Here is a 25033-nt window from a genome sequence, read left to right on the forward strand (position 1 = left end):
GTTCTTTCGCTTCTTATTGAAGCAGCGTGCTTATTAAGCTTTATTGGAAGATCCGAACTCGCGGATTTTACCGATGACCGTTGCTTTGATGGCATCGCGGCCCGGCGTAAGGAATTTACGCGGATCGTATACTTCCGCATCGGCGGCCAGGGCTGCGCGAGCGGCTTTCGTGAATTCGATTTGGTTCTCCGTGTTGACGTTGATTTTCGCCGTTCCAAGGGAGATCGACTTCTTGATCTGTTCCGTCGGAATGCCTGTCCCGCCGTGCAATACCAATGGAACGCCGGCCGTCTTGCAGATCTCTTCCATTTCTTTGAAGCCCAGGTTAGGCTCGCCTTTGTAAGGGCCGTGAACGGAACCGAGAGCCGGAGCGAGGCAATCGATGCCCGTGCGGTCTACGAGTTGTTTGCACTCCGCAGGGTCCGCGTAGATAACGCCGTTAGCGATAACGTCGTCTTCTTGTCCGCCGACCGTACCGAGCTCGGCTTCGACCGATACGCCGCGCTCGTGCGCGTAAGCGACGACTTCTTTGGTGATTCTGACGTTCTCTTCGAAAGGGTCGTGGGAAGCGTCGATCATGACGGAAGAGAATCCGGCATCGATAGCCGCTTTACATTTGTCGAAGCTCGAACCGTGGTCCAGATGGATCGCGACGGGAACCGAGATTTTCATTTCGTCGATCAGGGAATTCACGATCGCCGTAACGACTTTGAATCCTCCCATATAACGCGCAGCGCCTTCGGATACGCCCAGAATAACCGGGGATTTCTCCGCTTCGGCGGCGCCGAGGATCGCTTGAGTCCACTCCAAGTTGTTGATGTTGAACTGGCCTACCGCGTATCCTTCTTTCAGTGCTTTGTTCAGCATGTCCTTCATCGATACCAATGCCATCTTTAACAGCCTCCTACGCCTATTCAAATCCCTACAGCCTATCATCTCCGATTTGGCGTCCTCAGTCAACAATTTCGGCGCTTCGACCCGGCGAAAAGACTCGAAAACCGGCATTCCGTCTTTTTCAAGCGCTTACTTCGAGACAGGCGCATAAGAAGGAAAATATAGGGGATACTAATGGGCTTAATATTCCTTGACAGGAATATTCTAAAACAGTTATATTCTAATCAACAAAACCGTAAGCCAAGGAGCGATGAATACTCATGTCCGAACATCAAGCAGCGACGAGCGAGTTCGTCATTTCCCGTACCTTCAACGCCCCTCGGGATCTCGTATTCAAAGCATGGTCCGAGGCGGAGCACCTGCAGCATTGGTGGGGGCCGAAAGGACTCGCGATCAGCGTCGCCACGCTGGATTTCCGTCCGGGCGGCACTTTCCATTACTGCATGAAGGCCCCCGACGGCAACGAAATGTGGGGCAAGTTCGTGTACCGGGAAATCGTTCCCGCGGAGAAGATCGTCTTCGTCAATTCCTTCTCGGATCCGGAGGGCAACATCGTTCGACCGCCGTTCCTTCTGACGTTCCCGCTGGAAGTCCTGAACGTATTGACGTTCGACGAGCAGGACGGCAAGACGACCCTCACGCTTCGCGGAGGCCCGATCAACGCCACGGAAGACGAGCTCAAGCTGTACGAATCGATGCACGATTCCATGCAGCAAGGCTTCACCGGCACGTTCGATCAACTCGAAGAACACTTGGCGAAAGCCTGATCCCGTTTCGCACAATTATTGTGCGCAAGGCATGCGACCGCGGATCGCTACGGTGGTTCCGCACAATTTTTGTGCGCAAGGCGTGCAGTTGCGGCTCGTCGGCGGCGGTTGCGCACAATAAATATCGCAACAGATCCCACCCCCTCTGAAATCAAACCACTAACGATGCAGTTAGCGGTCTGGGAGGATGCTACTTCGGCGAAATCCCGAAATGCGGCGAATATACACAAACAATAACACCTCAGGCGTCCTTTGACGTTGGAGGTGTTTTTGTCGAAACGCTCCCTCGCTCACCTTTCGATCAAACTCGAGATCTTATTCGCCGAAAATCACAACTTCACTGCACCTCATTCCGCCAAAAAGTCGAGGTGAAGGGGACTCTTGGCTATTAGCCTCACTCCGTATCTCTCGCTCCTCCTAGTTTGGACGCCGAGTTACTCTCCCAAACACTCTAACTCGCCCCACCCCACCCGCTCTCGCGCCTCCGCGCATCGAAAAACGAAAAGAAGCGGGGATCTTCAACCCCCGAAATGTTATAAATTCTAATATACCAACGAAAAAACGCCGGCGGGCCGGCGTTTTTTTGCGCCTTTTTCCGCCTCCCGGCACAACATTACCATAGCTAAAAACTATACCTCGACATAGTATTTATGTGTTTCCCGATAACGATTCTCCCCTCTATACTGAGATCAAAGTTCAGTACGAGGAGCTGTCGAATTTGAAAACTTCCATTATCGGCTACCCGAGAGTCGGGTCATTAAGAGAACTGAAATTCGCGTCGGAGAAATACTTCAAAGGCGAGATTACGGCGAGCGAGCTGCACCGTACGGGTGCCGAGCTGAGAGCCGCCCATTGGAAAATCCAACAAGAGAATCGCATCGATTATATTCCGTCCAACGATTTTTCCTTCTATGACGGTCTGCTCGATACGGCTTGTTTGTTGAATATCGTCCCGCAGCGCTATCAAGCGCTCGGTCTGAGCCCGCTGGAAACGTATTTCGCCATGGCCAGAGGTTATCAAGGCGAGCAAGGCGACGTTAAAGCGTTGGCGATGAAAAAATGGTTCAATACGAACTACCACTATATGGTGCCCGAAATCGACGATTCCGCGAGCATCCGGCTCACGGGAACGAAGCTGTTCGACGAGTTCTTGGAAGCGAAACAGCAAAATATCGTTACGAAGCCCGTATTGATCGGTGCTTTTACGCTGTTGAAGCTGGCGAGATATACGGGCGCCAAGCAAGCCGAAGACTTCGTTAGCGAAGCGGCGGAAGCTTACGTGAACGTGCTGAAAAAATTGAACGAGCTCGGCGCGGAATGGATCCAACTGGACGAACCCCAGTTGGTTACGGATTTGTCCAAAGAGGATCTCGTGCTGTTCTCGAAGCTGTACGCCCGCATTCTACCCGCCAAAGGAAACGTGAAGGTTCTCGTCCAGACTTACTTCGGAGACGTGCGCGACGGCTATCGGGAGCTTCAAGGCCTTCCGTTCGACGGCATCGGCATCGACTTCGTCGAAGGCAAGAAGTCGCTGGACCTCGTGCGCCAATACGGGTTCGCGGACGATAAAGTACTGTTCGCCGGCGTCGTGAACGGGAAGAACATCTGGAAGAACAAATACAAGAACACGCTTGCGCTCATTGGAGAATTACAAGGGCTGGCCAAGCAATTGGTCATCGGCTCCTCCTGCTCGCTCCTGCACGTGCCTTATTCCTTGAAGCACGAATCGAAGCTGTCGGCCGACAACAAAAGCCACTTCTCGTTCGCGGAGGAGAAGCTTCGTGAATTCGCGGAGCTCAAAGCGATGTTGGATTACGCGGATCCGTATGCGACCGAGACGTATATCCACAATGAGACCCTCTTTAACGGCTCTCGTTATACCGTCAACGAAGCCGTGCAAGCGAGAACTTCCGCTCTGACGGATGCGGACTTCACGAGGCTGCCCGCGTTCGCCGAGCGGGAAGCCGTTCAGAAAGCCAAGTTCAACCTGCCTCCGCTGCCGACGACGACGATCGGATCGTTCCCGCAGACGGCCGACGTCCGGGCGAACCGTTTCTCGTTCAAGAAAGGCGCCGTATCCGAAGAACAGTACAAACAGTTCAACTTCGACAAAATCGCGGAATGCGTCGCGCTTCAAGAAGAGATCGGCTTGGACGTCCTCGTCCATGGCGAATACGAACGCAACGATATGGTCGAATACTTCGGCGAGAGCTTGGACGGCTTTATTTTCACGGAATACGCCTGGGTACAGTCCTATGGCACGAGATGCGTGAAACCGCCGATCGTATGGGGAGACATCAGCCGTTCCAAGCCGATGACCGTCGAATATTCGGCCTACGCCAAGAGCTTGACCGACAAGCCGGTCAAAGGCATGCTCACCGGTCCGGTCACGATCCTCAACTGGTCCTTCCCGCGCGAAGACATTAGCTTGAAGACTAGCGCTCTTCAGATCGCGCTGGCGATCCGGGAAGAAGTGCTGGATCTGGAAGCGAATCGCATCGAGATCATCCAGATCGACGAAGCGGCGCTGCGGGAGAAGCTGCCGCTGCGGAAGTCCGATTGGCAAGCCGAGTACTTGAGCTGGGCTATCCCCGCTTTCCGGTTGGTGCATAGCGGCGTTCAAGCCGATACGCAAATCCATACCCATATGTGCTACAGCCAGTTCAGCGATATCATTCGCGATATCGACGCGATGGATGCCGACGTCATTACGTTCGAAGCTTCCCGGTCGGATCTGGCGATCATCGACGCCATCAACGAATGCGGATTCCAGACGGAAGTCGGTCCTGGCGTCTACGATATTCACTCCCCGCGCATTCCGAGCGTGGATGAACTCAAGCAAGGACTGAACCGCATGCTGGACAAAATCGACGTCGCCAAGCTATGGGTCAATCCCGACTGCGGACTGAAGACGCGGGGCGTTAACGAAACGTGGGCAAGCCTGAGACACTTGGTGCAAGCGGCGAAGGAAGTAAGGGCAACGCTGTAAGGTAGTTCAAAAAGTCCGCTTTTGAACGTTACAGAAAGTTATTATTCACAATAATTGATGGTGAGGATGATAACTTTCTGTACTTAGAAAAACTTCCTCTATTCGCGGTCGCGCTTCTTAGAGGGTGCATCGATAGAAGTTTTTCTTATCACGAAGTGAAGCAGGAAGCGGACTTTTTGAACTTGTATTTATTGACTCCGCCGTACGCGCAAGAGGATGAACTCAACCGAGTTCATCCTCTTGGCTTATGATCGGGTATCCGAAATCCGAGATGACGCTCTTCAGCTTGCGAACGTAATCCGCTGCAAGCAGGCTCAGATTGGCTTTCTTGTTCGTGATGTATCCGATCTGCATGTTCTCGTCCGTACGCAGTCGCACCGAGATGATCTGCTCCCCGTTCAAGTCCTCGTTCAGCACGCCGGAGCTGATCGTGAAACCGTTCAGCCCGATGAGGAGGTTAAATAACGTCGCGCGATCGCTGACCAATATTTTTTTCTTCTGCGATCTCGTGCTCAGAATCTCTTCCGAGAAGTAGAAAGAGTTGTATTCGCCCTGCTCGAAGGCCAGACACGGAAAATCGTCCATGTCCTCGATCTCCAGCATCGTCTTCGCCGCGAGCGGATGCGCGGAGCTAATGAAGACATGCGGCTCGGCGATGAACAGCGGATGGAACCGCAGCTCGCTTTCTTTCAATATTTTCTCGATAACCTTCCGGTTGAAGTCGTTAAGATAGAGAATGCCGATCTCGCTGCGCATATTCCGGACGTCCTCGATGATTTCATGGGTTCTCGTCTCTCGCAGCGTACACTCGTACTCGTTCGTGTTCAGGTCCTTCAATAGACCGACGAACGCCTGAACGGCAAACGCGTAATGCTGCGTCGAGATGGAGCATAGCTTCTTCGAAGGCTTCTTGTTCATATACCTTTGCTCGAGAAGCTCCGACTGTTCGACGACCTGCCTGGCGTAGGAGAGGAATTCCGCCCCCTCGTTCGATAGCACGATGCCCTTGGAGGACCGCAAGAAAATATCCACGCCGATCTCCTGCTCCAATTCTTTCACCGCGCTCGACAAGCTCGGCTGGGAAATGAACAGCTGCTTGGCCGCTTCGCTAATGGAGCCGCAGCTGACGATGGTCAGGATGTATTTCAATTGTTGAAGGGTCATCGGGATCCGTCCTTAAAAGGGGTTTCTATCAGTATATCGGATTTTTCCCTCGAATTCCTCGCTAACCCGTTATTCGAATCCTTTTAACAGCGCCAACGCCTCTTCATGATCGGGCTCGAGTTCTAATAACTTCCGCGCGTAATCCAGACCCTCGTCGATCGACTCCGACTCGAAACAACAAATCGCCAGACAATAGTAGACGATCGACTCGACCTCATCTTGTTCTTCCCTTACCGAGATTTCCAAGAAGGCTTTGGCCTCGTCGTACATGGCCATCTCGAACAGCAACAATCCGGCATCGAGCGCCAAGTCGTACCGTTGCTCCATGGCGTAGTAAGACGACCACATCCGTTGGATGCCGCTCAGAATATCCCGCTTTTCTTCGTCGCCCGCCTCCGGCAGCAGACCGGAAATCCTCTTCGCGCTATGAATGAACCATTCCGCATCGTATCCGCCCAGACGCCAGAAGCTTAATAGTTGTTGCAAGTCCATGCCTTCCATATGGCGATCGGCCCATTGCTTCAGGATGAAGAACTCGTCCGGACCGAATCGTTCGACGCATCGGCGATAAGCCAATCTCGCATGGACATACGCCGTCGGGTCGTCCAGATGGAGAATGCAGCCGACATTGATGTTCTTATAATGCTGCGGAGGAAATAACGTCAGGGCGCCTCGTTGTTCGAATACATGCCGGATGGCATGGTAGTTGGCCGTTAGCGAAAAACTGCCATGCAGGACTAACTCCGGCGGTTCCGCGAACTTCCAGCTATCGAGCAAGTGATCTCCCTTGTCCGCCGTGAGCAATAGAAATCCCGCCCGGGAGAACCGATCCAACCGCTCCAGACAAGTTAATCCGGCCACGGGAAATAAAATATGCGAATCCTCCAATTGCTCCCGGTAGACGTCGATGGCATCGCGGTACGGATAAGTTTCTTGCTCGTACCCGGGCGCCCGTCGATGCTCGTAATGCAAGGAGATTCGATCCAATAATTCCGCCGGCTTCAGGGAATCCCCGTCTTCGGTATACTCGACGAAAACATCCGCTTCGTACACTTGACCATCGCCGATATAGATCAATTCTTGCGGAATGCTATCGAAGAAGTAGTTCGCGACGAGGATCAGCGGTTGACTTAAATCTCCTTCGCCGACGGTCGTCCCCGACGCGACGAGGTTCAGAACCGTATCATGAACGGCATCGTACCGCGCGAAATCCAGCAATCCCTCGGCGATATAAGCTTGCAGCGCAGGGTGTTCCATCCAAGCCTTCACGTTGTTCATCGCCAAATCCGTCATGATGTAGCGGAACGAAGGCAGAGATACCCCCGCGTAGTCTCTTATCCGGCACAGCTCTTGCAGCACGTGGTAAGCGAGACGTCCCGCTCCCGCGCCAAGCTCGACGATATAGACGGGCTCCGTGCCGTGTCCTTGATTCGCCCGATCTTGAAGAAACCCGAAGATCATCTCCGCATAGGCGGCAGCGATCATCGGATTACTCGTAATGTATTGAGGGACCTGGTCGTTGTTCCACGCCTTCGTCCCTTCTTCTTCGTAATATTGCCGCTGTATATGCCAGATCGGCGCTTCGCTAAAGCGATAGCGTTGTTTGTCGTTCGCCGTCATGTCGACTGATCCTGCTCTCTGAACGTTATTCGATTAGATTTACGCTAATCCCGGATGATATACCCTTTCCCGATGTCGATCTCCCGGAATCCGGGCATCTGCCGTTCCTTGTAGTCGATCCTCTTATCGCTGCCCGCGATCATCAGGTTCCCCTCGTTGTCGGCTTCGTTCCCAGGCCGGAAAAAGACTTTCGTATACTCGAACGCTTCGCCGAGCGTCGAATGAATGGCATCCGTTAGCCTGTCGTTGTTCCGTTTGCCGAAGAGGTTCAGGATGACGGTTCCGCGAGAGATCAGCTTCGTCTTCGCCATGGCGAAGAACTCCAGCGTCGTGAAATGCGACGGCGTTCCCTCATGGGTAAAGGCGTCCACGACGATCGCGTCGTAAGTATCCGGCTCCTCCCGCTCCAGAAGCTCCCGCCCGTCTCCGATACGTACGTTGTCCAAGCCGTATCCGAAATACCGCCGGCTGAACTCTTCCAGCTTCCCGTCGATTTCCGCGACGACGAACCGCTTGTCCGGGTCATGCGCGGCGATCGTCCCGATCCCGTGCCCGACCGAAAAAACATTCGCGAAGGACGGGGCGTTCGTCCGCAGCAGATGAATGACGGCTCGCTGGTATTCCAGGACGACCCGTCCCGGATCCTCCAAGTCCATCGCGCCTTGAACCGCCTCGTCCGCGAACCTTAATATCCGGTAGCTTCCCTTTTTCCCGTACAATTCGGTCGTTTCGTATACGCTAATCTCGTTGTACGGCGTCGTTTCCTTGATCAAGAGCCGCATGAAGCTAAATCTTTTTTACGAATTCGGACTTTAATTTCATCGCCCCGAACCCCTCGATTTTGCAATCGATGTCATGGTCCCCTTCGATCAGGCGAATGTTTTTGACTTTGGTGCCGATCTTGACGACTAGCGAAGTTCCTTTGACTTTCAGGTCTTTGATGACCGATACGGAGTCGCCGTCGTTCAATACGTTGCCGTTGGCATCTTTCACGACCTTGAGCTGTTCGTTATCGTCGGATCCCGAAGACGGCGTCCACTCGTGGGCGCACTCCGGGCAGATCATGAGTCCGTTGTCCTCGTAGGTATATTCGGAATTGCATTCGGGGCAGTTAGGCAAAGTCGTCAACGTTCATTTCTCCATTCGGTTAGGGTTTCGGATTGTCTGTCATAAGGCTCAGCTTAACGGGTTTGCCGGCGAAAAGCTAGTCTGCGAAAAAGAGCCGTTCCGGCCTGGAACGTCCACGTCGACGTCTCCGGCCTGATATGCCAACAGCGCCTTATGATTCAGCCTCGTACAAAGACGTATCCAACGCCCGAACGAATGGCGACCACTCTCCCGTCGAGTAAAGCAGAAGCCGATGCATCGCGCGCGTGCACGCGGTATAGAAGAGCTTCCGCTCGCTTTCGCGGTTATACGTTTGCGAAGAAGCATCGTAGATGAGCACCGCGTCGAATTCGACGCCTTTGGCGAGATAAGCCGGAATCACCGCCGTCCCTTTCTCGAAGGTGAGCGTCTCCTTGGTGACGAGCCTCGAATCCCCGCAACCGCGCGTCGACAATGCCTCATAAGCCTCTCGGCTTTCGGCTTCCGTCTTCGTAACGACGGCGACGGAGTCGAAGCCTTCGGCCTTGAGCTGCGCGAGGCACGGCAAAGTCAAAGGGATCCTCTTCCTCCGGATTCCCGGAAGAATCGCCGAAATATTCCGCGTACTGTTCGTTAAAATGAAGGACCACTTCCTCTTGCCCGTACTTCTTGCGCAGCGCGCCGTAGGCTTCCGCGTATTGCCCGTTGTCGAGGTAATCGAGCTCCTCCCGAACCCAGGGCTCTTCCCGCTCCAGACGCTCCAGCGAAGCCAACTCTCTCAGAAGCTACTCCCGCAACAACGCGACGCGATTAGTCAGGCGGATGGATTCGTCGTAGCCGTAAAACCGCGATTCCATTTGCTCCGCCGTAATGAGCTCGCGGTCCCGAAAGCAAATGCTTCGGAATCGCATGCCCTTCCTCCCCAACCAAAGCGCATAGCTCTGTAGCGCTCGCAAGTACGCTTCGGACGCCTTATATTGAATCCCGCTCGCCCGGGCTTCATACTCCGGGGACGACGTTGCCGTCAGCACGTATTCGATCTGCTCGAAAGGAGTTTCGAGCCGGAACGCGGATCCAACATCGCGTTCGGCGAAAAAAGAACGATCTGGTCCGCCTTGAGCCTGTCGCGGTGTTTATACAGCAAGTAGGCCACCCGTTGCAGCGCCGCGGACGTCTTCCCGCTGCCGGCGGCCCCTTGCACGATAAGCATTCGGCTCTTGTCGTCGCGGATGATGGCGTTCTGCTCTCTTTGAATGGTCGCGACGATGCTCTTCATTTGCGTATCCGCGCCCTTGCCGAGAACCTGTTGAAGCAATTCGTCGCCGATCGTCAGGCTCGTGCCTCCCAGAACCGCTTGCGAATGTCCGCCACCTGGTCGCGCAGCCCGGCTACCTCCGGCTCCAGCTCGGCGATCGCCGATCGCAATTTGTCCGTCACCAGTTCTAGCCGCTCCCGTTCTTGCTGCCAATCCTTCTCGTTCAGCATCCGAACACGCTCCTACCACGATGATCCTTTGCGCGCAAAGGATTTTTTACGTTATACGAAGAATCCGGCCATCTCGGCCGGGTTCTTTATTTGTTCGGCTATTCCCGCAACATCGCGAGCACCTCGGCGGTCGTCCGGATTCGGGCGAATTCCTCGTGCAAGTTCACCAACGTCATCTCGTGGATTCGCTCGGCGGAGTAATACGTCCCGTCGGGACCGCGGCGTCCGAACGTCGCGCAGGCATCCTCCGCGAGGATCGGGTTAAATCCGAGGTTGCCGGCCATGCGGGTCGTCGTCTCCACGCAATGATTCGTCGTCAGCCCCGCGATGACGATCTGCTCGCATTCTGATTGCCTAAGAGCATCTTCGAGATCGGTACCTATGAACGAACTGTTCACGTATTTGCGGAAGACGCGTTCTCCGGCGATCGGCTCGATGCCGGATTTGAACGGGAACGTCGGCTTCGCGGGATGGAAGAGCGAATCTACCGCCCGGGAGGCATGCTGAACGAATAACGCGGGTCTCCCCGATTCTCTCCATGCGCTTAGCAGCATTTTTATTTTTTCTTCGGCATCCTTGTTATTCCGCTCTCCCCATTCGGGGTCGTCGAACGCGTTCTGAACATCGATAAGAAGCAAGGGCGTCCGGGGTAAAATGTTGTTCATGCTTGCAACCTCCGCTCGTTGATGACATTATTTTAAAGAATCGAGAAGAGGAAAGACATAAACAAGCGAAAGCATTTAGGCGAATCGGGTTCGGAATTCAAGGAAAATAGGGGATTCCGCCTTAGAAATAAAGGAGACGCGAATGGACCAAGTGGATCGAGGGATTCTGAAAGAGCTTCAGGAAAACGCCCGCATCTCGATGACGGAGCTGGGCCAGCGCATCGGCTTAACGGCTCCGGCGACGGCGGAACGGGTCAAAAAGCTGGAGGAACGCGGAGTCATCGAAGCCTACCGGGCCAACCTGTCCGCGGAAGCCTTGAATAAAAGCGTGACGGCTTTTATTCTGTTCGAAACGGAACGCTGCCATGCGTTCGCGGAGTTCTGCAAGGAGCATCCGGAGGTAATGGAATGCCACCGGCTCGCGGGTCAATACAGCTATCTGGTTAAGCTCGTCACCGATTCGGTACGAACGCTGGAACAATTCATAGACGCCGCGATGCCCTACGGCAAGTCCTCCACCCATATTCAGCTTTCTTCCCCGGTGGCGCACAGGAGCTTCGGCTAGAACGATGAGCATTTCCAAAGCAAGCGAGAACCTCCACCTCTCGCATTCGGCGCTCAGCAAACAATTGCGAAGCTTGGAGAAGACTTTTAATTTGGCTGAGTTCAGCGTGAAAGTTGCTTAGAAACAACGTAGTTGGAATATTTAACTGTAAAATGTGCATGAAAAAAGATACGTGGTGAGGCCTTTGCATGAATTATATGCAAAAGGTGCACTTCATTTTGCGGATTTCAACTGATGCAGGATGAATCTGGTGAAATTAATGTATGTATTACATCTATTTCACCAGATATCTGATTTTTAGCCGAAATAACTGCATGTTTTACAGTTCATTTGTCTGTCATTAAGCCACAACAGAGTGGAACTCAGCCTTTAATTTATGTTTTGTTTTGATGGTGAATATGCGATCGTCCTATTTCAACTCGAACACTATGAGATCCCGACCGACCGTGATCGGGCCGGCGTAGATGTCCGCCATCCCCTCGATATACGCCCGCTCCGCGCGCTCTTCCGCCGCCGGCGCGGGAATGTGATGCGTCAGCGCGAGATGTTTGACGCCCGCCCGGCTCGCGATGGCCGCCGCCTCCAGCGTCGTCGTATGATACTTCGCGGGGTTCGCCAGCGCCTTCTCGTGCTCGGGAAACCGCGCGATCAAGGAATCGAGCCACGGCTTGTTGTACGCTTCGTGAACGAGCAGGTCCGCGCCGGCCGCATGCTTCTCCATGTTGGGCACCGGAATCGTATCGCCCGAGATGACGGCCGTCTTGCCGTTGTACTCGAATTTGTAGGCGACGGCCGGATAGACGGGGCGATGGTCCACCTCGAAGGCGGTGATCCGGATGCCGTCCTTGTCGTAGACGACGCCCTCGTTGCGCTCCGTATACTCGATTCGCGAGCCCGCCTCGTCCGACAGGTTATAGCTGATTCGAAGCTTGACGTCGAACTCGAAGGACTCCCGCATTTTCCCGATAATCGCCTTCGTCGTCTCGGGACCGTACACTTGCATAGGCACCGAACGGCCTTCGAAGACGCGATCCGCGGTAACGTGCGTTCTCCAGCTCGTGATGAACACGTCGAAGAATCCGCCGTTATGATCGTAATGGTGATGGGTGAACAGCACGTCGGAGATCCGCTGGGGCATGATGCCCGCCTTGATCAGCTGGTCCACCGTAGCGCCTCCGCAATCGACGAGGAACGCCTTGTCTCCCGCCAACACCGCGACTCCCGGCTTCGCCCGTCCGGAGAAGGCGCGGGGCGAACCCGTTCCGAGCAGCACAACGGTCAGGGCGGGGTGAAAGTCGGGCCGCAAATTCTCTTGTGGTTGGATATACATCGTCTTCGCCCCTCTCGTCCTTGATTTATTTACCCTCCAGCGTCTCCTTCAGCAACGACAGATCGTACAGACCCGTCAGATCCAAGCCGGCCTCTCCGACGCCTTTGACGTAACCGGCATCGACCGCTACCTGAGCCATCGTCTTCAACGCGTCCCGGTCGATGTCCGTCGTCAAGCTTAAGTGCGACAGGGCGGCTTCGATCAGCTCGGCGTCCAAGCCCTTGCCGGTCAGTTCCTTCAATTCGTCGCTAACGAGCGAATAGGTCTCATCCGGGTTGTCATGGATGAACTTGATTGCGTCCTCGTTGGCGAGTAGAACGGATTTGGCCAGATCCCGATGGTCCTTCAGGAAGCCGTCGCCGGATACGATAATCGTGAGCGGATAATTGCCTTTGTTCGGCGGAATCCGATCCCAATCCACCACGATATCGCCGATGCCTTCGTTCGCGATCTGCGTCCCCCACGGCTCGGGCAGCAGCGTTGCGTCTACCTGCCCTTGCTTCATGGCCGTCAGCGTATCCGCGGGAGCCATGGCGATCAATTGCGTCCCGCTCTTGTCCGTCGTTACCTGAAGACCCTGATCTCGCAGCAAAAGGCGGAGCGAAATCTCGTTCGTGCTTCCTTTGGTCGGAATCGCGACCAGTTTGCCCGCCAAGTCCTTGACGCTCGTCACGCCGGAGCCCTTCCTCGCCACCAGAACGGCGCCGCCGTTATTGGCACCGGAAAGAATCTTGATGTTCTTGCTCCTTACGTATTGGTTGATGACCGGACTCGGTCCGACGTAGCCGATATCGATCTGGCCGGTTGCCAGCGCAGTCGAGAAGTCCGCGCCGTTGTTGAAGCCCTGAACCTCGATCTTCGCATTGTCCCCGAGACGCGTCTGAAGGTAGCCCTTCTGGATCGCCACGAATGCGGGAGCATGGGTTACGTTCTTGAGCAAGCCGATCTTCACCGTTACCGGGTCGGCCGACTTACTGCCCGCGTTGTCTTTCGACGAGCCGCAGCCGGACAGCGTAATTAGAATCAGGACAATGCTAAGGATAATAAAAGCCGATTTTTTGAACATGGATCATTCTCCTTTTCTATTGCAAACTTAGGTTTTGGCCGCATTCAGCCCGTACTGGGTCCAGATCCGATTCTCGATGCGCTTGAAGACGAGATGGTCGGAGATCGTTCCGAGTATCGCGATCACGAGCACGATGCAGAGCATGACGGAGGTGTCGCCGAGGCTTCTGCCCTCCTCGAGCAACTGCCCGAGGCCGATGCCGCGCGCGATGAGCTCCCCGGATACGAGAGCCCGCCAAGCGAAAGCCCACGCCATCCGCATCCCCGTAATGAGCTGCGGGATGGCGGCGGGAACCATCACCTGATAGAAGAGCCGGAAGCCTCGTCCCGTACCGAACATCTGAGCCGACTTCAAATAGATAGGCGGGATGTTCCGAATCCCGCTTCGGCTCGCGATCGTCATCGTCCACGTCGCTCCGATCGTCGTAATGAAGATGACGGACATGTCGTTCAGCCCGAACCAGATGATGGCGAACGGAAGCCATGCGATGCTGGGCACCGTCTGCAGCGCGACGACGACGAATCCGAACGTTTCGTCCAGCAGCCGGCTCCGGGCGAACAGAACGCCCAGCGTCATGCCGATGACGCACGAGAGGGAGAAGGCGATGAGGATCCGCCTCAGGCTACCCATCGTCGCGTCAAGCAGTTGCCCGTTCGCGATCCCGTCGTAGAACGTCTGCATCGTCTGCAGCGCCGACGGGAATCGCCAGCCCCAATGCATCGTCCTATATGCCGTCTCCCAGATTACTAGCAGCAGAATGAGAAAGAGGGCTTTTCTCCAGCGTGTAGTCATTGCCGTATTCCTCCTTCGCCACCTTCTCGAGTTCGGCGGCCAACGTGTCCATGATCTGACTCTCGATATGGTGCAGAACGGAATCGCCGGGCTCTCTCGGTCGAGTGGCCCGTACGCGGAACTCCTTCTTAATCCGGCCCGGCCGGGTAGACATGACGAGCACCCTGTCGGACAGCGTGACGGCTTCCCGGATGTTATGGGTGATGAACAGAATCGTCTTCCGCGTGTTCAGCCAGATCTGTTCCAATTCCTTGTGCAACAGAAGCCTCGTCTGTTCGTCCAGCGCGGCGAACGGCTCATCCATGAGCAGAATCTCCGGATCCATGACGAGCGCCCTCGCGATCGCCACCCGCTGCTTCATCCCGCCCGACAACTCATGGGGATAACGGTCCGCGAACTTGCCCAGATGGACGGCCCGAATCTGCTCCATGGCCCGTTCGCGGCGCTCCTTCTTCTTGATCCCCTTCTGCTTGAGCCCGAAAGCGACGTTCTCCAGCACCGTAAGCCATGGATACAACGCATGGTCCTGGAACACGACGATCCGGTCGGGCCCCGGTTGCGCGACTTCCTTGCCGTTCGCTTCGACGCGGCCGCTATCCGCCCGCTCCAGCCCCGCCACCACATTCAGCAGCGTGGACTTCCCGCAGCCGGATGGGCCGAGAATCGAGACGAATTCGCCCTTGCCGATCTCGAAATCGATGTCCTCCAGCGCGGTGTAGCCCGCCCCGTCCCGCTGCATGAACGTCTTGCCGACTGCTTCTACCCGGATCATTTTCCGTCCCCCCATGGTTGTCCGTATCGTTACAAGCGTTGCTGGAATGCATCGGTATCGAGGATGACGACCGTCTTCTTCTCGTAGCGAATGCTTCCTTCGTCTCGCCACCGTCCCAACGTCTCCGTAACCGTCTGTCTGCTGCAGCCGATCACGTAAGAGATCTCCTCATGGCTGAACGGCAGCGTGACGACCGTTTCCTTGCCCATGGGGGTACCCAACTGGATCAACAATTGCGCCAGTCTCCAGGCAACCGGTCTCGAAATAAGCGTCTCCACGTACCGTTGCGTCTGCAGCAGCCGGCGGGCGTTGGATACCGTCAGCGCGAACAGGGCGTCCGGATGGCTCTTGAGCAGATTCTTAAATTGCGAGGCAGGAATCGAGAGGATCACGCTATCCGCTATGCAACGCGCATACCGCTGCCGTTTCTGTCCCGTCAGCACTTCGGCCGCGCCGAAGATCTCGCCCTTGTGACGAAGGAACATGGTGATGCTCTGGCCTTCCTGCGCGAATTGCGAGATCTTGACCAGTCCGTCCCGGACGAAATAGATTTCCCGGCTCTCCTCTTCCCCTCTGAAAATAAAGGCGTTCTTCTTCATGCCGCGAGAAGTCCCGTATTCCTCGAATAGCCTTGCTAACGGGAGCTGCTCGGCTTCGCCATTATCCGTTGCGGTTCTTTTCGAATAGGAGGTCAGTCCTTCTTGGTCCATGCCCGTTAAGCCCCTCTCTATCCCCTCGATTTAATTCATAGTTAGCCTATAGGTATTTACGATTATAGTTCATGTTCGAAAGCAAAAACAGTCGGTAAGCCGACAAAATCGTCGTCGTAGGCGGGTTATTTGGAGGAGTCGGTCGTACGGAACGCAAAAAAAGGTTGTCCCGGCGGTCGGAAAGACCTTAGAGACAACCTTTGATACATCCTAATCCGTTGTCTAGACGACTCGGCCCTCCCGCTACTCTTCCATTTCATCCACCAAGACCTTGACCTGCGAGGACGCGGACGTTCCCCGGAGCTGCCGGAAAGAAGGATTTTACAATAGGATGGAGATTCCTTCATCTTCCCTTTACACTCGAGCCCTATGCTTGTCTGAGATAGGCAAATTTTAATGGGAGAGTGTATCCATTCCATGGAAAAGAAAATCGATCGTCGAACGTTCCTGTCTTATCTCGGTACCGGCGCCGCTGCGCTTGCCACGGCTTCGGCAGGACTCGGCTTGCTTGAAGGTAAAGCCTCGGCCGCTTCCAAAACGGCTGATCACCTGTTCGGCTTCAAGACGAATCGCGTTAGCGGATATTTCGAGCCGATCGAGCCATCCAATGAGGATCAACTGCTTCTTCCCAAAGGTTATAAGTACGACGTTATCGCTAACTTCGACGATGTGATTAACACGGCCGGAGACAAGTTCGGTACGGGCAGCGACTATAACGCCTTTTTCCCGATCGACGGCTCTAACTCCCGGGGACTGCTCGCCACGAACCACGAATACACGCATCAATTCCTGCACGGCGAGATCAAAGACGGCAAAATGTCGGCGCAACAATTGAAGAATGAGTTGTACTACCAAGGGATGTCGGTCACCGAAGTATTTCAAGACAAGGACGGCGTATGGAAGCTGGACAAAACCTCCAAATACGCCCGACGCATTAACGGCTTTACGACATTTGAACTAACCGGTCCAGCCAAAGGAAGCTCCGCGGTAGGAGGCGTATCGTCCGTACAAGGCACTTTCGCTAACTGCTCCGGAGGCGTCACGCTATGGAACACGGTCCTATCGTGCGAGGAGAACTTCACGGAAACCGCAACCGCCGCCAACCTCCCCCTTACGCATTACGGCTGGGTTATCGAAATCGATCCGTTCGACGGCTCGTTCCTCCGCAAGCATACCGCCCTCGGCCGCTTCAGTCATGAGAATACTGCCATGGGATTGGCCAAAGACGGCCGAATCGTCGTCTATATGGGCGACGATAAGAAAGACGCCTGCGTATACAAGTTCGTCAGCAATGGCAAGTTCGATGCTGCCAAGGGCCGGGCAAATTCCAGCCTGCTCGCGGACGGTACGCTGTACGTCGCTAACCTCAAAAAAGGCGAATGGGTAGCGATCACGATCGACGCCGTTACGAAAGCCATCGGCAAGGAAGGCTTCAAGACGCCGACGGGCTTGAAAGGCACCGTCGAGGAATTGAAAGCGAGATTCAAGTCCCAAGGCGACGTCGTTACGAATTGCCATGAAGCGGCATTAATCCTCGGCGGAACGCCTACGGATCGTCCGGAGGACATTGAAGTGTCTCCGTTCGACAACACCGTGTTCATCTGCCATACGAACAACGACCTTCACGGCAATATCCACGGGCATATTACTCGCATTTTCGAAAAGGACAACGACCTTGGCTCCAAGGCGTTCGATTTCGAGATATTCGCGGCAGGCGGTCGTCAATCCGGCTTTAGCTCGCCGGACAACCTGGCATTCGACTCGAACGGCAGCCTGTGGGTCGTGACGGACATTTCCTCCAGCAGCCTGAACCAAGGCATCTATACGACGTTCAAGAACAACGGCTTGTTCGTCATTCCGACGTCGGGCCCGAACAAAGGGACGGCGATGCAATTCGCTTCCGGTCCTCGGGAGTGCGAAATGACCGGCCCGTTCTTCGCCCCGGACGAGAGAACCCTGTTCCTGTCCATTCAGCACCCGGGAGAGAACACGACGGACTTGAACAACCCGACAAGCCTATGGCCGCATCGCAAGGGAGACAAAATTCCTCGCTGCGGCGTCGTCGCCATCACCGGCTTCAAGCTAGGTTAAACCATTCTACTTATAAGGAGATGCTGTCATGCCATTCGGAAATATCGGTGTCGGCGGATTAATTCTCATTCTGATTATCGCGCTCATTATTTTCGGGCCATCCAAGCTTCCCGAGCTGGGACGCGCCTTCGGACGCACGCTTAGCGAATTCAAGAGCGCCACTCGCGAGATGATGAACGGAGACAAAGGGGACAAAGACGAACCGAAAGAAGCCGTTTCGGAAGCCGCCCCCCGCCTGGCCGCTGTCGAATCGAAAAAGGGTTAAGGCGGCATGGCAAGCGTTCCATCCGTCGAAGAGAGTCGTTTTGTCGATCACTTAGGCGAAATGCGCCGCCGTCTGCTTTTTACGCTCGTCGCTTTTCTCGTATCGATCATCGGCGCATTTATCTACGTCAAAGAGATTTATCGCTGGCTTGTAAGAGACCTCGATCAGAAGCTGGCGATTCTGGCGCCGTCGGATATTATCTGGGTATATCTGAAGCTGGCCGGAGTCGTGGCGATCGCCGTCACGCTTCCCGTCGCGGGGTTTCAGGTGTGGCAATTCGTCAAACCGGCGCTTCGGCCGCGGGAGCAGAAAGCGACGCTTTCGTATATCCCCTGGCTTGCGATACAATTCGCGCTCGGGATTGGCTTCGGTTACATGATCATCTATCCGATGGTGTTGCAATTCTTAGAAAAAATGTCCACCGATTTCGAAACGGTGTACACTGCGGATAAGTATTTCTCGTTCATGCTCAGCATGACGGTGCCTTTCGGCTTGTTGTTCGAAATGCCGGTCATCGTCATGTTCCTGACCCGGCTCGGCATTCTAACCCCGGCGCGGCTCGCCAAAGGACGGAAGCTTTCGTACTTCCTCCTGACTGTAACTGCCGTCATGATTACGCCGCCCGACATCGTGTCGGATATACTGGTCACTATCCCGCTATTCCTGCTCTACGAAATCAGCGTCACCTTGTCCAAATGGGCGTACCGCAAACGATTGATCGCGATCGGTCAATAATGTCGCGAAGAAGCCTCGCTAGCCGAATCGTTCATTCGGCCTGCGAGGCTTTCGCAATTCTTCTATAGATCCTTATTCTTGCAATATTGGATCATTTCCTCCCAGGTCATGGCTATACGAATGATGTCTTCATCAACCAGTTCGGTCCCTATCTGGATTTCAATATATTCAAGCGGCGTAATCGCCTTGATGGCATGCTTGGCGCCAGCGGGAATTTGTAGAACGTCTCCGGTCTGAATCTGATCGTTCACGGCTTCCAATATGAACTCTCCGGTACCGGAAATGATCGTCCAGGTTTCTTTCCTCTTCTGATGCAGATGATAGCTTGTATTTTTCCCGGGCAACAATTGAACTTTCTTCGTTAAGGTTTCCGTTCCTATATCCGTCATCGAATGGTCTAATATTCGATAGGTTCCCCATCTTTTTTCCCCATACATGGGCTTTTGACGGTAGTTGAGCAGCTTTTTAATTTGATTGGATTTGTCTTTATTTGCAACAAGTATACCATCGGTGCTTGCGGCTACGATAATATTCGAAACGCCGATAACGTGAATCGGATACGCAAGCTCATTGACCAGATGCGTATGAATGGAATCGCTTGATATCTGTCCTAGACCGATAACGCTGCTTCCAAAATGATCCGGAAGCACGCCCCAGTCGCCTAGATCCTGCCAAACTTTGTCGTAAGGAATGACAACCGAATGGCGTGTTTTCTCCACGACCTCTACATCAAAGCTAGCTTCGGAAAGATGCTCATAGCGGTCAAGTAACTCTTTATATACAATGGGAAGACCTTTGCTTTTTAAACTAGAGAGCATAAAAGATAACGAGAAAGCGAACACGCCACAGTTCCACATCGCATATTCATTGATCAGACGGAGTGCATACTCTTCAATAGGCTTCTCGACGAATTGAGTTACGGAAAAATAATCCTTCGATAAGTAATCAGTCTCGACTGCCAGTTGCGGCACGATATAACCATATTGGCTGGAGGGATGCTTGGGAGTCGTTCCGAGAAGGGCCAAATCCGAACCCGATTGAGCAAGGACCTCAGGAAATTTGCGAAGCAAATCGAAAAATTCCGACTCGACGAATAGATCAACCGGAATAACGCATACCGTTTCATCCGGAGTCGCCGGCAGCTTGGAATGTAAATAGCTTGCGGCTAAAGCAACAGCCGTGAAGGTTCCCCTTTTATGAGGTTCAGCGATAATAGGGATTTTGTCGCCCACATGATTTTGTATCATTTCAACTTGGCTTTTATGTGCAACGATAGAGGTGGATGGAAGCAATCCTGCTTCATCCAATTGTCTGCATACCCTCTGAATCATGGATTCCTTGCCGCCATCTTCCGACGGTAGGAGCTTTAGAAATATTTTGGATCGAATCTCATTGGATAACGGCCAAAGTCTTTTTCCGGAACCGCCGCTCAATAGAACAATCCGCAAGAACATTCCTCCCCTCGAACGTTAGAGCGTCGATTCTTATTTTTTAATCCGGATCGCTTTTTCTACCGCTTTTTTCAATGATCTACCCGCACGGTCCCAAGACAGGTTACGCGCATCAAGTCTGCCTTGTCGCCCTTTTTTCTTGCATAGATGAGGGTTTTCGTAAGCTGTTCTCATCTGTCTTTTTAAGCTGCGGATATCCGGTTCCGCCCAACGCTGATCTTTTTCCGCAAACAAATAGCGAAATTGACGTGAAATGGATGATTTACGATTCATTCCAATGACGGGAGATCTTAATTTATAGTTAATAAAGAATGAATTTTTACTTGTTAAGAAGTCCATGTGTCCGCCCCAGCCGGTCGCTATTACGGGAATACCGCTGGCCAATGATTCTAAAAACGGCAATCCGATACCTTCCCCCCTAGTAGGAAGAACAAAGGCATGACCGCGCGTATAAATCCCTCTCAGTTTCTTGGGATTTAGACGTCGGGCCATCATGATAACCGGTGCCGTTTTCTTGTGAATTCCAAGTCTCTTTTTGTAGGTTTGTATTTGGCTTCGGATCCATTTTTCGCTTTCTTTAGGAGCGTATCCGTTCGTTTTGATGATCAAAAGCACCTTATCCGCGGAGGAAAACTCTTCCCAATAAGCCTTTAATAAAGCTTCGGGATTTTTGCGGTGCTGAAAGCCGAATACAGAAACAAAGATAAATTTCCCATTTGCGTTTTTTACGGGCAGCTTCTTATTCTTCGGGGTAAACGTTCGGGTATTCACTCCATGAGGAACAATGAATATAGGAACCTTCACTCCGCTGTTTCGCATGGCCTGCTTGTTCTGATACGAGGGAACGCACACGGCATCGGCTCGATTGATAGGAGACCGCCATCGATGAGGGATCCGGGTAGTTTCCCAGACGGTATTGATGATAATTGCGTTGAAATGCTTTCTTTCCTTCTTTACGTTAAGGGTATTGGGCGGGTAATGATAGATTAAGACCCTGCGTCTTTTTGAATGTCGAGGTGCCTGCTTCCTCGCGGTTCCAACTACGGTATTTACCCCTTGCCGTTTTAACGCCCGAACATACTCTCTGCTCGCGATTCCAAGACCGGATGCTCTGTTAACCGGTCCTTTCCATACGACTTGATAAGGAGTCACCGGCTCACCGCATCGGCTTTTCTTGCATAGCCTTTACGCTTGTGAAACGAGATCGATCGATATTTTTGCGATAGCGTCTTGATTCGTTCTGGGGTGATTTGCGCAATTCTCGTATTTAAACTCTTATTCAACGCGCTCTTGAGAACTAGCCCGCCGGGATTTCCAGAGTAGAGGAAGTTTCCGTAGGTTTCAAATTCGGAAAAAGCAAATGGCTTCGATTTGTCCATCTTTCTTAATATCGCCGAATGCCAGCTCATATGATGTTTCGATGCAATAGCTTTTTTCAACTGCCGCAGCTTCGATTTCTCGAACAGCATATAGTGAGTAACGAAGGATGAGGGTGCGGTAGCCCTTTTTCCCAGAAGCTTGCGATAAGTCTTAAAATACTCGGGCTGGCTCCATTTTCTGCAATAAAACAACGTCTTACGACCTGTTCTAAAAACATGCGGGCGGATTAATACGGTGTCTGCGTCAATAACCAAAAAATAATCCGATTTACTTAAAGTATCGCCGCTCATTTTCAATAATTGCTGGAATAGCCATCCTGATCGTTCCCATTTCTTAGAGCGATAGCGAATGTTTTTCTTAGTGAGGGGAAGAACCGTATTTTCGTCGACAAATTTGCAGCCTTTTCGCGTGCACAGTTCCCTTATTTTTTTCCGCATCGGAGCTACGATTAGAATATTGCCAATAGGATGCTTCACCTGTTTTTTGACGGCATCAATCACATAGGGCAGTGTCTCTAAATCCTTCTCGATTGCAGGGATCAAGACATCTATTTTAGCGTTGCTGCTTAGTCGACTCTTGCCGAGGACGGACATATCTTCATCTCCACTTAGCCAGTAATGAGATCATGATATGCTTACATCGAGCAAAAGGAACAGGCAGCACTCTATAAGTGCTGCCTGTTGTTTACGATATCGACACGAACGCCAGAGCTACGAATGCAGGGAGTCCTTGCACGAACAGGATCGATCTCTTCGCCGTCAAGCCGCCATAGACGGCGGCAACGAGAACGCACCCCAGAAAGAAGATTTGAATCTGGTGTCCGATCGCGGCTTCGGGATAAATCAGCCCCCAGAACAGACCTGCCGCCAAAAAACCGTTATAAAGCCCTTGATTGGCAGCGAGCGATTTCGTGTCTTCCGCGAACGGCTTAGAGGTGCCGAATGCTTTCCTCGCTCTAGGCGTGGTCCACAGGAACATCTCCAGTATTAAGATGTAGACGTGCTCTATCGCGACAAGCGCGACTAGTATGGCGCTTATAATCGTCATTTCCATTTTTCCCCAATCCCTTTAATTATAAATGGCTTGGACTGATTATACGCCGTCTCGTTTATTTGTCAAATGTTTCCGCGCGGATTACATATCCCGGGTGTTGCTTGCCGCCGAGGCTGCTCTCCGACTGCGTTCGTTATTGCGCATAATGACCAAATTGCGGATGTAGATGAAGATGCCCGGAACTTGCCCGAGGATGAAGACGGGATCTTTGCGATAGATCGCATAGACCGACAGAACACTGCTGCCCAGTATGCTAAATAGCCAGAAGGACTTGGTTACGACGCTCATCTTCGCCCGTTCGCTTGCGATCCATTGAATGACGAATCTTCCCGTGAACATGAGTTGGCCGATTAAGCCAAATAGGATCCACATCGCTTCTTTGGTGCTAATGTTTTGCAGCATGGACGTCCACCCGCTCTTCTCCCTTGATTCGATATCGGATGGTTCGCTTCCTCAGCCATCCGATTACGATCGCATCCATGAGTCCGACGAGCGCCCGGTTCCAGACCCCGTACTTGGATACGCCGAATTCCCGCTCCCGATGGGATACGGGTACCTCGATCACTCGATAACCATTCATTCGCGCAAGCGTAGGAAGGAATCGGTGGAAGCCTTCGTATAGAAAATAGCTGGAGGCCACTTCCCGTTTGAACAGCTTCATCGGACAACCGGTATCGTTGATCTTGTCTCCGGTAATCTTGTTTCTCACTCCGTTGCCGATTCTTGAAGATACTCTCTTCACAAGCGTATCCTGGCGCCTAACCCTCATCCCGTTCGCGAAATCATAGTCTTTCATGTACGGCATGAGCGTGAAAATGTCATTGGGATCGGTCTGCAAGTCTCCATCGATTAGCGCAATATACCGGCCTGAAGCCTGCTTGATTCCTGCATAGATAGCCGCGGTCTGACCGCAATTCCGCTCAAAGTGGATGACCCTGAGACGGCTATCCGCCTCGGCCATCCGATCCAGCCATTCGGCGCTGCCATCGGTACTCCCGTCGTTCACGCCCACGATCTCATAGCTCTCGATACGGCCTTGCACCGCATCCGTAACGGCTTGATAAAGCCGATGCAAGTTGTCCTTCTCGTTATATAAAGGTACGACGACCGACAGTTCGACCATGTTCGTCACTCCTATACCAAGCGATAAATTTACGAATTCCTTCTTCAATCGAAGTTTGGGGCTCATACCCCAGCAAAGCTTGCGCCTTGGTCAGATCTGCCCAAGTACTGTGAACATCTCCAGGCTGCAAGGGTAGACGGTTCAAGATCGCCGGCTTGCCTAGTTCATTCTCCAGCAGCTCCACCAATTCGCTCAGCGATACCGTTCGATTGCCGCCCAGATTCACGATCTCGTATACGTCCGCATGCTCTTCTACATAACGAATGGACTGTCGAATTCCGTTCACGATATCCCCGATGTAGGTGTAATCTCTTCGGGTACACCCGTCTCCGAAGAAGGGCAGCTCCAAGCCATGATCGATTCGAGTCGCGAATTTTCGTATGGCCAGATCCGGTCGCTGGCGTTCCCCGTACACCGTGAAGAAACGCAGCATCAGGGTATCGATTCCGTACAGATGACGATAGGTGTATCCTAGGAGCTCGCAGCTCTTCTTGTTGGCCGCATAGACCGATATGGGGCGATCGACGGCATCTTCTTCGGCGAACGGTACCTTGCGATTGTTCCCGTATACGGACGAGGAAGAAGCGCATACCCACTTGCGTACTCCGAACCCCCTCATCGCCTCCAGTATGTTTAGGGTGCCTTGTACGTTGACGGCTTCGAACAACTGAGGCTGATCAATGGACGCCCTTACTCCCGGCAAGGCGGCCAAATGAACGACCGCATCGATCTTCTCCTCTTGGAATAGAGCGCTTAATGAGTCCGCATTCCGAATATCCGCGATGACCAACCGGTAACGGCTTCCGTTCACTCTTTCCGACAACCGCTCTAGATCCTTCGACTTCACGGTAAAGTCGAAAGAAGCCTTCGATCCTATCGATTCTAGTATATTCATTATTTTCAACCGATAGTCGTACAAATCAGAGAATTGATCCACGTTTATGATGCGGTGACCTTCTCGGTAAAGAGCTTCGCATACATGCGATCCAATAAATCCCGCTCCACCGGTTATCAGGTAGGTAGACATTCA

The 25033-nt window shown here is 53.2% G+C and carries 26 protein-coding genes and 1 pseudogene; 7 read left to right on the forward strand and 20 right to left on the reverse strand.

Translation table 11 applies throughout. The features are described 5' to 3' along the window. Positions 1 to 33 precede the first annotated feature (33 nt). Positions 34 to 891 (reverse strand): class II fructose-bisphosphate aldolase, encoded by an 858-nt coding sequence (locus tag ACFPPD_RS05120; RefSeq protein ID WP_209746445.1) that lies wholly within the window; start codon positions 889 to 891, stop codon positions 34 to 36. Between the two features lie 263 nt (positions 892 to 1154). Between ACFPPD_RS05120 and ACFPPD_RS05125 the strand changes: the two genes are divergently transcribed. Continuing rightward, on the forward strand, positions 1155 to 1661 hold the full coding sequence (locus ACFPPD_RS05125) for an SRPBCC domain-containing protein (RefSeq protein WP_209746447.1): 507 nt from the start codon (positions 1155 to 1157) through the stop codon (positions 1659 to 1661). Between the two features lie 718 nt (positions 1662 to 2379). Then, the gene (metE, locus tag ACFPPD_RS05130; protein WP_209746449.1) at positions 2380 to 4650 is read left to right on the forward strand and encodes a 5-methyltetrahydropteroyltriglutamate--homocysteine S-methyltransferase; all 2271 of its coding nucleotides are present in this window, start codon (positions 2380 to 2382) and stop codon (positions 4648 to 4650) included. Positions 4651 to 4872: 222 nt separating this feature from the next. On the opposite strand, the gene ACFPPD_RS05135 is transcribed toward metE, so the two are convergent. The 7 genes and pseudogenes from ACFPPD_RS05135 to ACFPPD_RS05180 all read right to left on the reverse strand — a co-directional run bounded on the left by ACFPPD_RS05135 (position 4873) and on the right by ACFPPD_RS05180 (position 10670). Next, complete coding sequence (locus tag ACFPPD_RS05135; RefSeq protein WP_209746451.1) at positions 4873 to 5814, reverse strand: LysR family transcriptional regulator; 942 nt, start codon at positions 5812 to 5814, stop codon at positions 4873 to 4875. A gap of 69 nt (positions 5815 to 5883) precedes the next feature. Next, positions 5884 to 7434: a tetratricopeptide repeat protein gene (locus ACFPPD_RS05140; protein WP_209746453.1), complete on the reverse strand. Its 1551-nt coding sequence runs from the start codon at positions 7432 to 7434 to the stop codon at positions 5884 to 5886. A gap of 44 nt (positions 7435 to 7478) precedes the next feature. Next, on the reverse strand, positions 7479 to 8216 hold the full coding sequence (locus tag ACFPPD_RS05145; RefSeq protein WP_209746455.1) for a spermidine synthase: 738 nt from the start codon (positions 8214 to 8216) through the stop codon (positions 7479 to 7481). A 4-nt stretch (positions 8217 to 8220) separates the two neighbouring features. After that, the gene (locus tag ACFPPD_RS05150) at positions 8221 to 8562 is read right to left on the reverse strand and encodes a zinc ribbon domain-containing protein YjdM (RefSeq protein ID WP_209746457.1); all 342 of its coding nucleotides are present in this window, start codon (positions 8560 to 8562) and stop codon (positions 8221 to 8223) included. 151 nt (positions 8563 to 8713) lie between these two features. Further along, positions 8714 to 9859: pseudogene (locus ACFPPD_RS26950) on the reverse strand (ATP-binding domain-containing protein); the annotation flags it as partial. Beyond that, entirely contained in the window at positions 9850 to 10005 is a 156-nt protein-coding gene (locus ACFPPD_RS05175) for a hypothetical protein (RefSeq protein ID WP_209746459.1), read from the reverse strand. The pseudogene ACFPPD_RS26950 and the gene ACFPPD_RS05175, both read right to left, overlap by 10 nt. A gap of 98 nt (positions 10006 to 10103) precedes the next feature. Next, on the reverse strand, positions 10104 to 10670 hold the full coding sequence (locus ACFPPD_RS05180; RefSeq protein WP_209746461.1) for a cysteine hydrolase family protein: 567 nt from the start codon (positions 10668 to 10670) through the stop codon (positions 10104 to 10106). Positions 10671 to 10812: 142 nt separating this feature from the next. On the opposite strand from ACFPPD_RS05180, the gene ACFPPD_RS05185 reads away from it, so the two are divergent. Together ACFPPD_RS05185 and ACFPPD_RS05190 are read left to right on the forward strand one after the other, a co-directional pair. After that, positions 10813 to 11235, forward strand: coding sequence for an Lrp/AsnC family transcriptional regulator (locus ACFPPD_RS05185; RefSeq protein WP_209746463.1), 423 nt, complete (start codon positions 10813 to 10815; stop codon positions 11233 to 11235). 4 nt (positions 11236 to 11239) lie between these two features. Next, positions 11240 to 11356, forward strand: a complete 117-nt coding sequence (locus tag ACFPPD_RS05190) for a LysR family transcriptional regulator (protein WP_209746465.1) — start codon at positions 11240 to 11242, stop codon at positions 11354 to 11356. Positions 11357 to 11644: 288 nt separating this feature from the next. Here ACFPPD_RS05190 and ACFPPD_RS05195 read toward each other — a convergent pair whose 3' ends face one another. The 5 genes from ACFPPD_RS05195 to ACFPPD_RS05215 are packed head-to-tail and all read right to left on the reverse strand — an operon-like array spanning position 11645 to position 15905. Beyond that, positions 11645 to 12565: an MBL fold metallo-hydrolase gene (locus tag ACFPPD_RS05195; RefSeq protein ID WP_209746467.1), complete on the reverse strand. Its 921-nt coding sequence runs from the start codon at positions 12563 to 12565 to the stop codon at positions 11645 to 11647. 25 nt (positions 12566 to 12590) lie between these two features. Next, on the reverse strand, positions 12591 to 13631 hold the full coding sequence (locus ACFPPD_RS05200) for an ABC transporter substrate-binding protein (RefSeq protein WP_209746468.1): 1041 nt from the start codon (positions 13629 to 13631) through the stop codon (positions 12591 to 12593). A 27-nt stretch (positions 13632 to 13658) separates the two neighbouring features. Beyond that, entirely contained in the window at positions 13659 to 14423 is a 765-nt protein-coding gene (locus tag ACFPPD_RS05205) for an ABC transporter permease (RefSeq protein WP_378081415.1), read from the reverse strand. Next, positions 14356 to 15195, reverse strand: coding sequence for an ABC transporter ATP-binding protein (locus tag ACFPPD_RS05210; protein WP_209746470.1), 840 nt, complete (start codon positions 15193 to 15195; stop codon positions 14356 to 14358). The genes ACFPPD_RS05205 and ACFPPD_RS05210 overlap by 68 nt, the downstream gene beginning before the upstream one ends. 29 nt (positions 15196 to 15224) lie before the next feature. Further along, entirely contained in the window at positions 15225 to 15905 is a 681-nt protein-coding gene (locus tag ACFPPD_RS05215; protein ID WP_209746472.1) for a Crp/Fnr family transcriptional regulator, read from the reverse strand. A gap of 417 nt (positions 15906 to 16322) precedes the next feature. Here ACFPPD_RS05215 and ACFPPD_RS05220 point away from each other — a divergent pair, with 417 nt between their 5' ends. From ACFPPD_RS05220 to tatC, 3 genes are read left to right on the forward strand one after another with little or no spacing between them, the layout of a single operon-like run. Further along, positions 16323 to 17996 carry a PhoX family protein gene (locus tag ACFPPD_RS05220; RefSeq protein WP_209746474.1) on the forward strand — a complete coding sequence of 558 codons (1674 nt, stop codon included), beginning with the start codon at positions 16323 to 16325 and terminating at the stop codon, positions 17994 to 17996. A 28-nt stretch (positions 17997 to 18024) separates the two neighbouring features. Continuing rightward, positions 18025 to 18261, forward strand: a complete 237-nt coding sequence (tatA, locus tag ACFPPD_RS05225; RefSeq protein WP_209746476.1) for a twin-arginine translocase TatA/TatE family subunit — start codon at positions 18025 to 18027, stop codon at positions 18259 to 18261. Positions 18262 to 18267: 6 nt separating this feature from the next. Next, a complete protein-coding gene (tatC, locus tag ACFPPD_RS05230) occupies positions 18268 to 18996 on the forward strand; it encodes a twin-arginine translocase subunit TatC (RefSeq protein ID WP_209746478.1) in 729 nt (242 codons plus the stop codon). A 62-nt stretch (positions 18997 to 19058) separates the two neighbouring features. Here tatC and ACFPPD_RS05235 read toward each other — a convergent pair whose 3' ends face one another. The 7 genes from ACFPPD_RS05235 to ACFPPD_RS05265 all read right to left on the reverse strand — a co-directional run bounded on the left by ACFPPD_RS05235 (position 19059) and on the right by ACFPPD_RS05265 (position 25030). Further along, positions 19059 to 20444 (reverse strand): sugar phosphate nucleotidyltransferase, encoded by a 1386-nt coding sequence (locus ACFPPD_RS05235; protein WP_209746480.1) that lies wholly within the window; start codon positions 20442 to 20444, stop codon positions 19059 to 19061. A gap of 36 nt (positions 20445 to 20480) precedes the next feature. Further along, positions 20481 to 21266, reverse strand: a complete 786-nt coding sequence (locus ACFPPD_RS05240; protein ID WP_378081422.1) for a glycosyltransferase — start codon at positions 21264 to 21266, stop codon at positions 20481 to 20483. Positions 21267 to 21595: 329 nt separating this feature from the next. Next, on the reverse strand, positions 21596 to 22420 hold the full coding sequence (locus ACFPPD_RS05245) for a DUF6492 family protein (protein ID WP_209746484.1): 825 nt from the start codon (positions 22418 to 22420) through the stop codon (positions 21596 to 21598). Between the two features lie 91 nt (positions 22421 to 22511). After that, positions 22512 to 22874 carry a DUF1304 domain-containing protein gene (locus ACFPPD_RS05250; protein WP_209746486.1) on the reverse strand — a complete coding sequence of 121 codons (363 nt, stop codon included), beginning with the start codon at positions 22872 to 22874 and terminating at the stop codon, positions 22512 to 22514. Between the two features lie 87 nt (positions 22875 to 22961). Next, a complete protein-coding gene (locus tag ACFPPD_RS05255) occupies positions 22962 to 23282 on the reverse strand; it encodes a lipid-A-disaccharide synthase N-terminal domain-containing protein (RefSeq protein ID WP_209746487.1) in 321 nt (106 codons plus the stop codon). After that, a complete protein-coding gene (locus tag ACFPPD_RS05260) occupies positions 23266 to 24003 on the reverse strand; it encodes a glycosyltransferase family 2 protein (protein WP_209746489.1) in 738 nt (245 codons plus the stop codon). Before ACFPPD_RS05260 ends, ACFPPD_RS05255 begins: the two co-directional genes overlap by 17 nt. After that, positions 23969 to 25030, reverse strand: a complete 1062-nt coding sequence (locus ACFPPD_RS05265; RefSeq protein ID WP_209746491.1) for a GDP-mannose 4,6-dehydratase — start codon at positions 25028 to 25030, stop codon at positions 23969 to 23971. The genes ACFPPD_RS05260 and ACFPPD_RS05265 overlap by 35 nt, the downstream gene beginning before the upstream one ends. Positions 25031 to 25033: the final 3 nt, after the last annotated feature.

Source organism: Cohnella suwonensis (genome assembly GCF_042655365.1).
Lineage (GTDB): Bacteria > Bacillota > Bacilli > Paenibacillales > Paenibacillaceae > Cohnella > Cohnella suwonensis.

Bases quoted from the DNA above. Each gene is read 5' to 3' on its own strand.
- ACFPPD_RS05125 (WP_209746447.1), top strand. From the start codon at position 1,155: ATGTCCGAACATCAAGCAGCGACGAGCGAGTTCGTCATTTCCCGTACC.
- ACFPPD_RS05240 (WP_378081422.1), bottom strand. From the start codon at position 21,266: ATGCGAAACAGCGGAGTGAAGGTTCCTATATTCATTGTTCCTCATGGA.
- ACFPPD_RS05135 (WP_209746451.1), bottom strand. From the start codon at position 5,814: ATGACCCTTCAACAATTGAAATACATCCTGACCATCGTCAGCTGCGGC.
- ACFPPD_RS05190 (WP_209746465.1), top strand. From the start codon at position 11,240: ATGAGCATTTCCAAAGCAAGCGAGAACCTCCACCTCTCGCATTCGGCG.
- ACFPPD_RS05140 (WP_209746453.1), bottom strand. From the start codon at position 7,434: ATGACGGCGAACGACAAACAACGCTATCGCTTTAGCGAAGCGCCGATC.
- ACFPPD_RS05260 (WP_209746489.1), bottom strand. From the start codon at position 24,003: ATGGTCGAACTGTCGGTCGTCGTACCTTTATATAACGAGAAGGACAAC.
- ACFPPD_RS05255 (WP_209746487.1), bottom strand. From the start codon at position 23,282: ATGCTGCAAAACATTAGCACCAAAGAAGCGATGTGGATCCTATTTGGC.
- ACFPPD_RS05180 (WP_209746461.1), bottom strand. From the start codon at position 10,670: ATGAACAACATTTTACCCCGGACGCCCTTGCTTCTTATCGATGTTCAG.
- ACFPPD_RS05250 (WP_209746486.1), bottom strand. From the start codon at position 22,874: ATGACGATTATAAGCGCCATACTAGTCGCGCTTGTCGCGATAGAGCAC.
- ACFPPD_RS05120 (WP_209746445.1), bottom strand. From the start codon at position 891: ATGGCATTGGTATCGATGAAGGACATGCTGAACAAAGCACTGAAAGAA.
- ACFPPD_RS05185 (WP_209746463.1), top strand. From the start codon at position 10,813: ATGGACCAAGTGGATCGAGGGATTCTGAAAGAGCTTCAGGAAAACGCC.
- ACFPPD_RS05205 (WP_378081415.1), bottom strand. From the start codon at position 14,423: ATGACTACACGCTGGAGAAAAGCCCTCTTTCTCATTCTGCTGCTAGTA.
- ACFPPD_RS05220 (WP_209746474.1), top strand. From the start codon at position 16,323: ATGGAAAAGAAAATCGATCGTCGAACGTTCCTGTCTTATCTCGGTACC.
- ACFPPD_RS05145 (WP_209746455.1), bottom strand. From the start codon at position 8,216: ATGCGGCTCTTGATCAAGGAAACGACGCCGTACAACGAGATTAGCGTA.
- tatA (WP_209746476.1), top strand. From the start codon at position 18,025: ATGCCATTCGGAAATATCGGTGTCGGCGGATTAATTCTCATTCTGATT.
- ACFPPD_RS05245 (WP_209746484.1), bottom strand. From the start codon at position 22,420: ATGTCCGTCCTCGGCAAGAGTCGACTAAGCAGCAACGCTAAAATAGAT.
- tatC (WP_209746478.1), top strand. From the start codon at position 18,268: ATGGCAAGCGTTCCATCCGTCGAAGAGAGTCGTTTTGTCGATCACTTA.
- ACFPPD_RS05215 (WP_209746472.1), bottom strand. From the start codon at position 15,905: ATGGACCAAGAAGGACTGACCTCCTATTCGAAAAGAACCGCAACGGAT.
- ACFPPD_RS05265 (WP_209746491.1), bottom strand. From the start codon at position 25,030: ATGTCTACCTACCTGATAACCGGTGGAGCGGGATTTATTGGATCGCAT.
- ACFPPD_RS05195 (WP_209746467.1), bottom strand. From the start codon at position 12,565: ATGTATATCCAACCACAAGAGAATTTGCGGCCCGACTTTCACCCCGCC.
- ACFPPD_RS05200 (WP_209746468.1), bottom strand. From the start codon at position 13,631: ATGTTCAAAAAATCGGCTTTTATTATCCTTAGCATTGTCCTGATTCTA.
- ACFPPD_RS05175 (WP_209746459.1), bottom strand. From the start codon at position 10,005: ATGCTGAACGAGAAGGATTGGCAGCAAGAACGGGAGCGGCTAGAACTG.
- ACFPPD_RS05210 (WP_209746470.1), bottom strand. From the start codon at position 15,195: ATGATCCGGGTAGAAGCAGTCGGCAAGACGTTCATGCAGCGGGACGGG.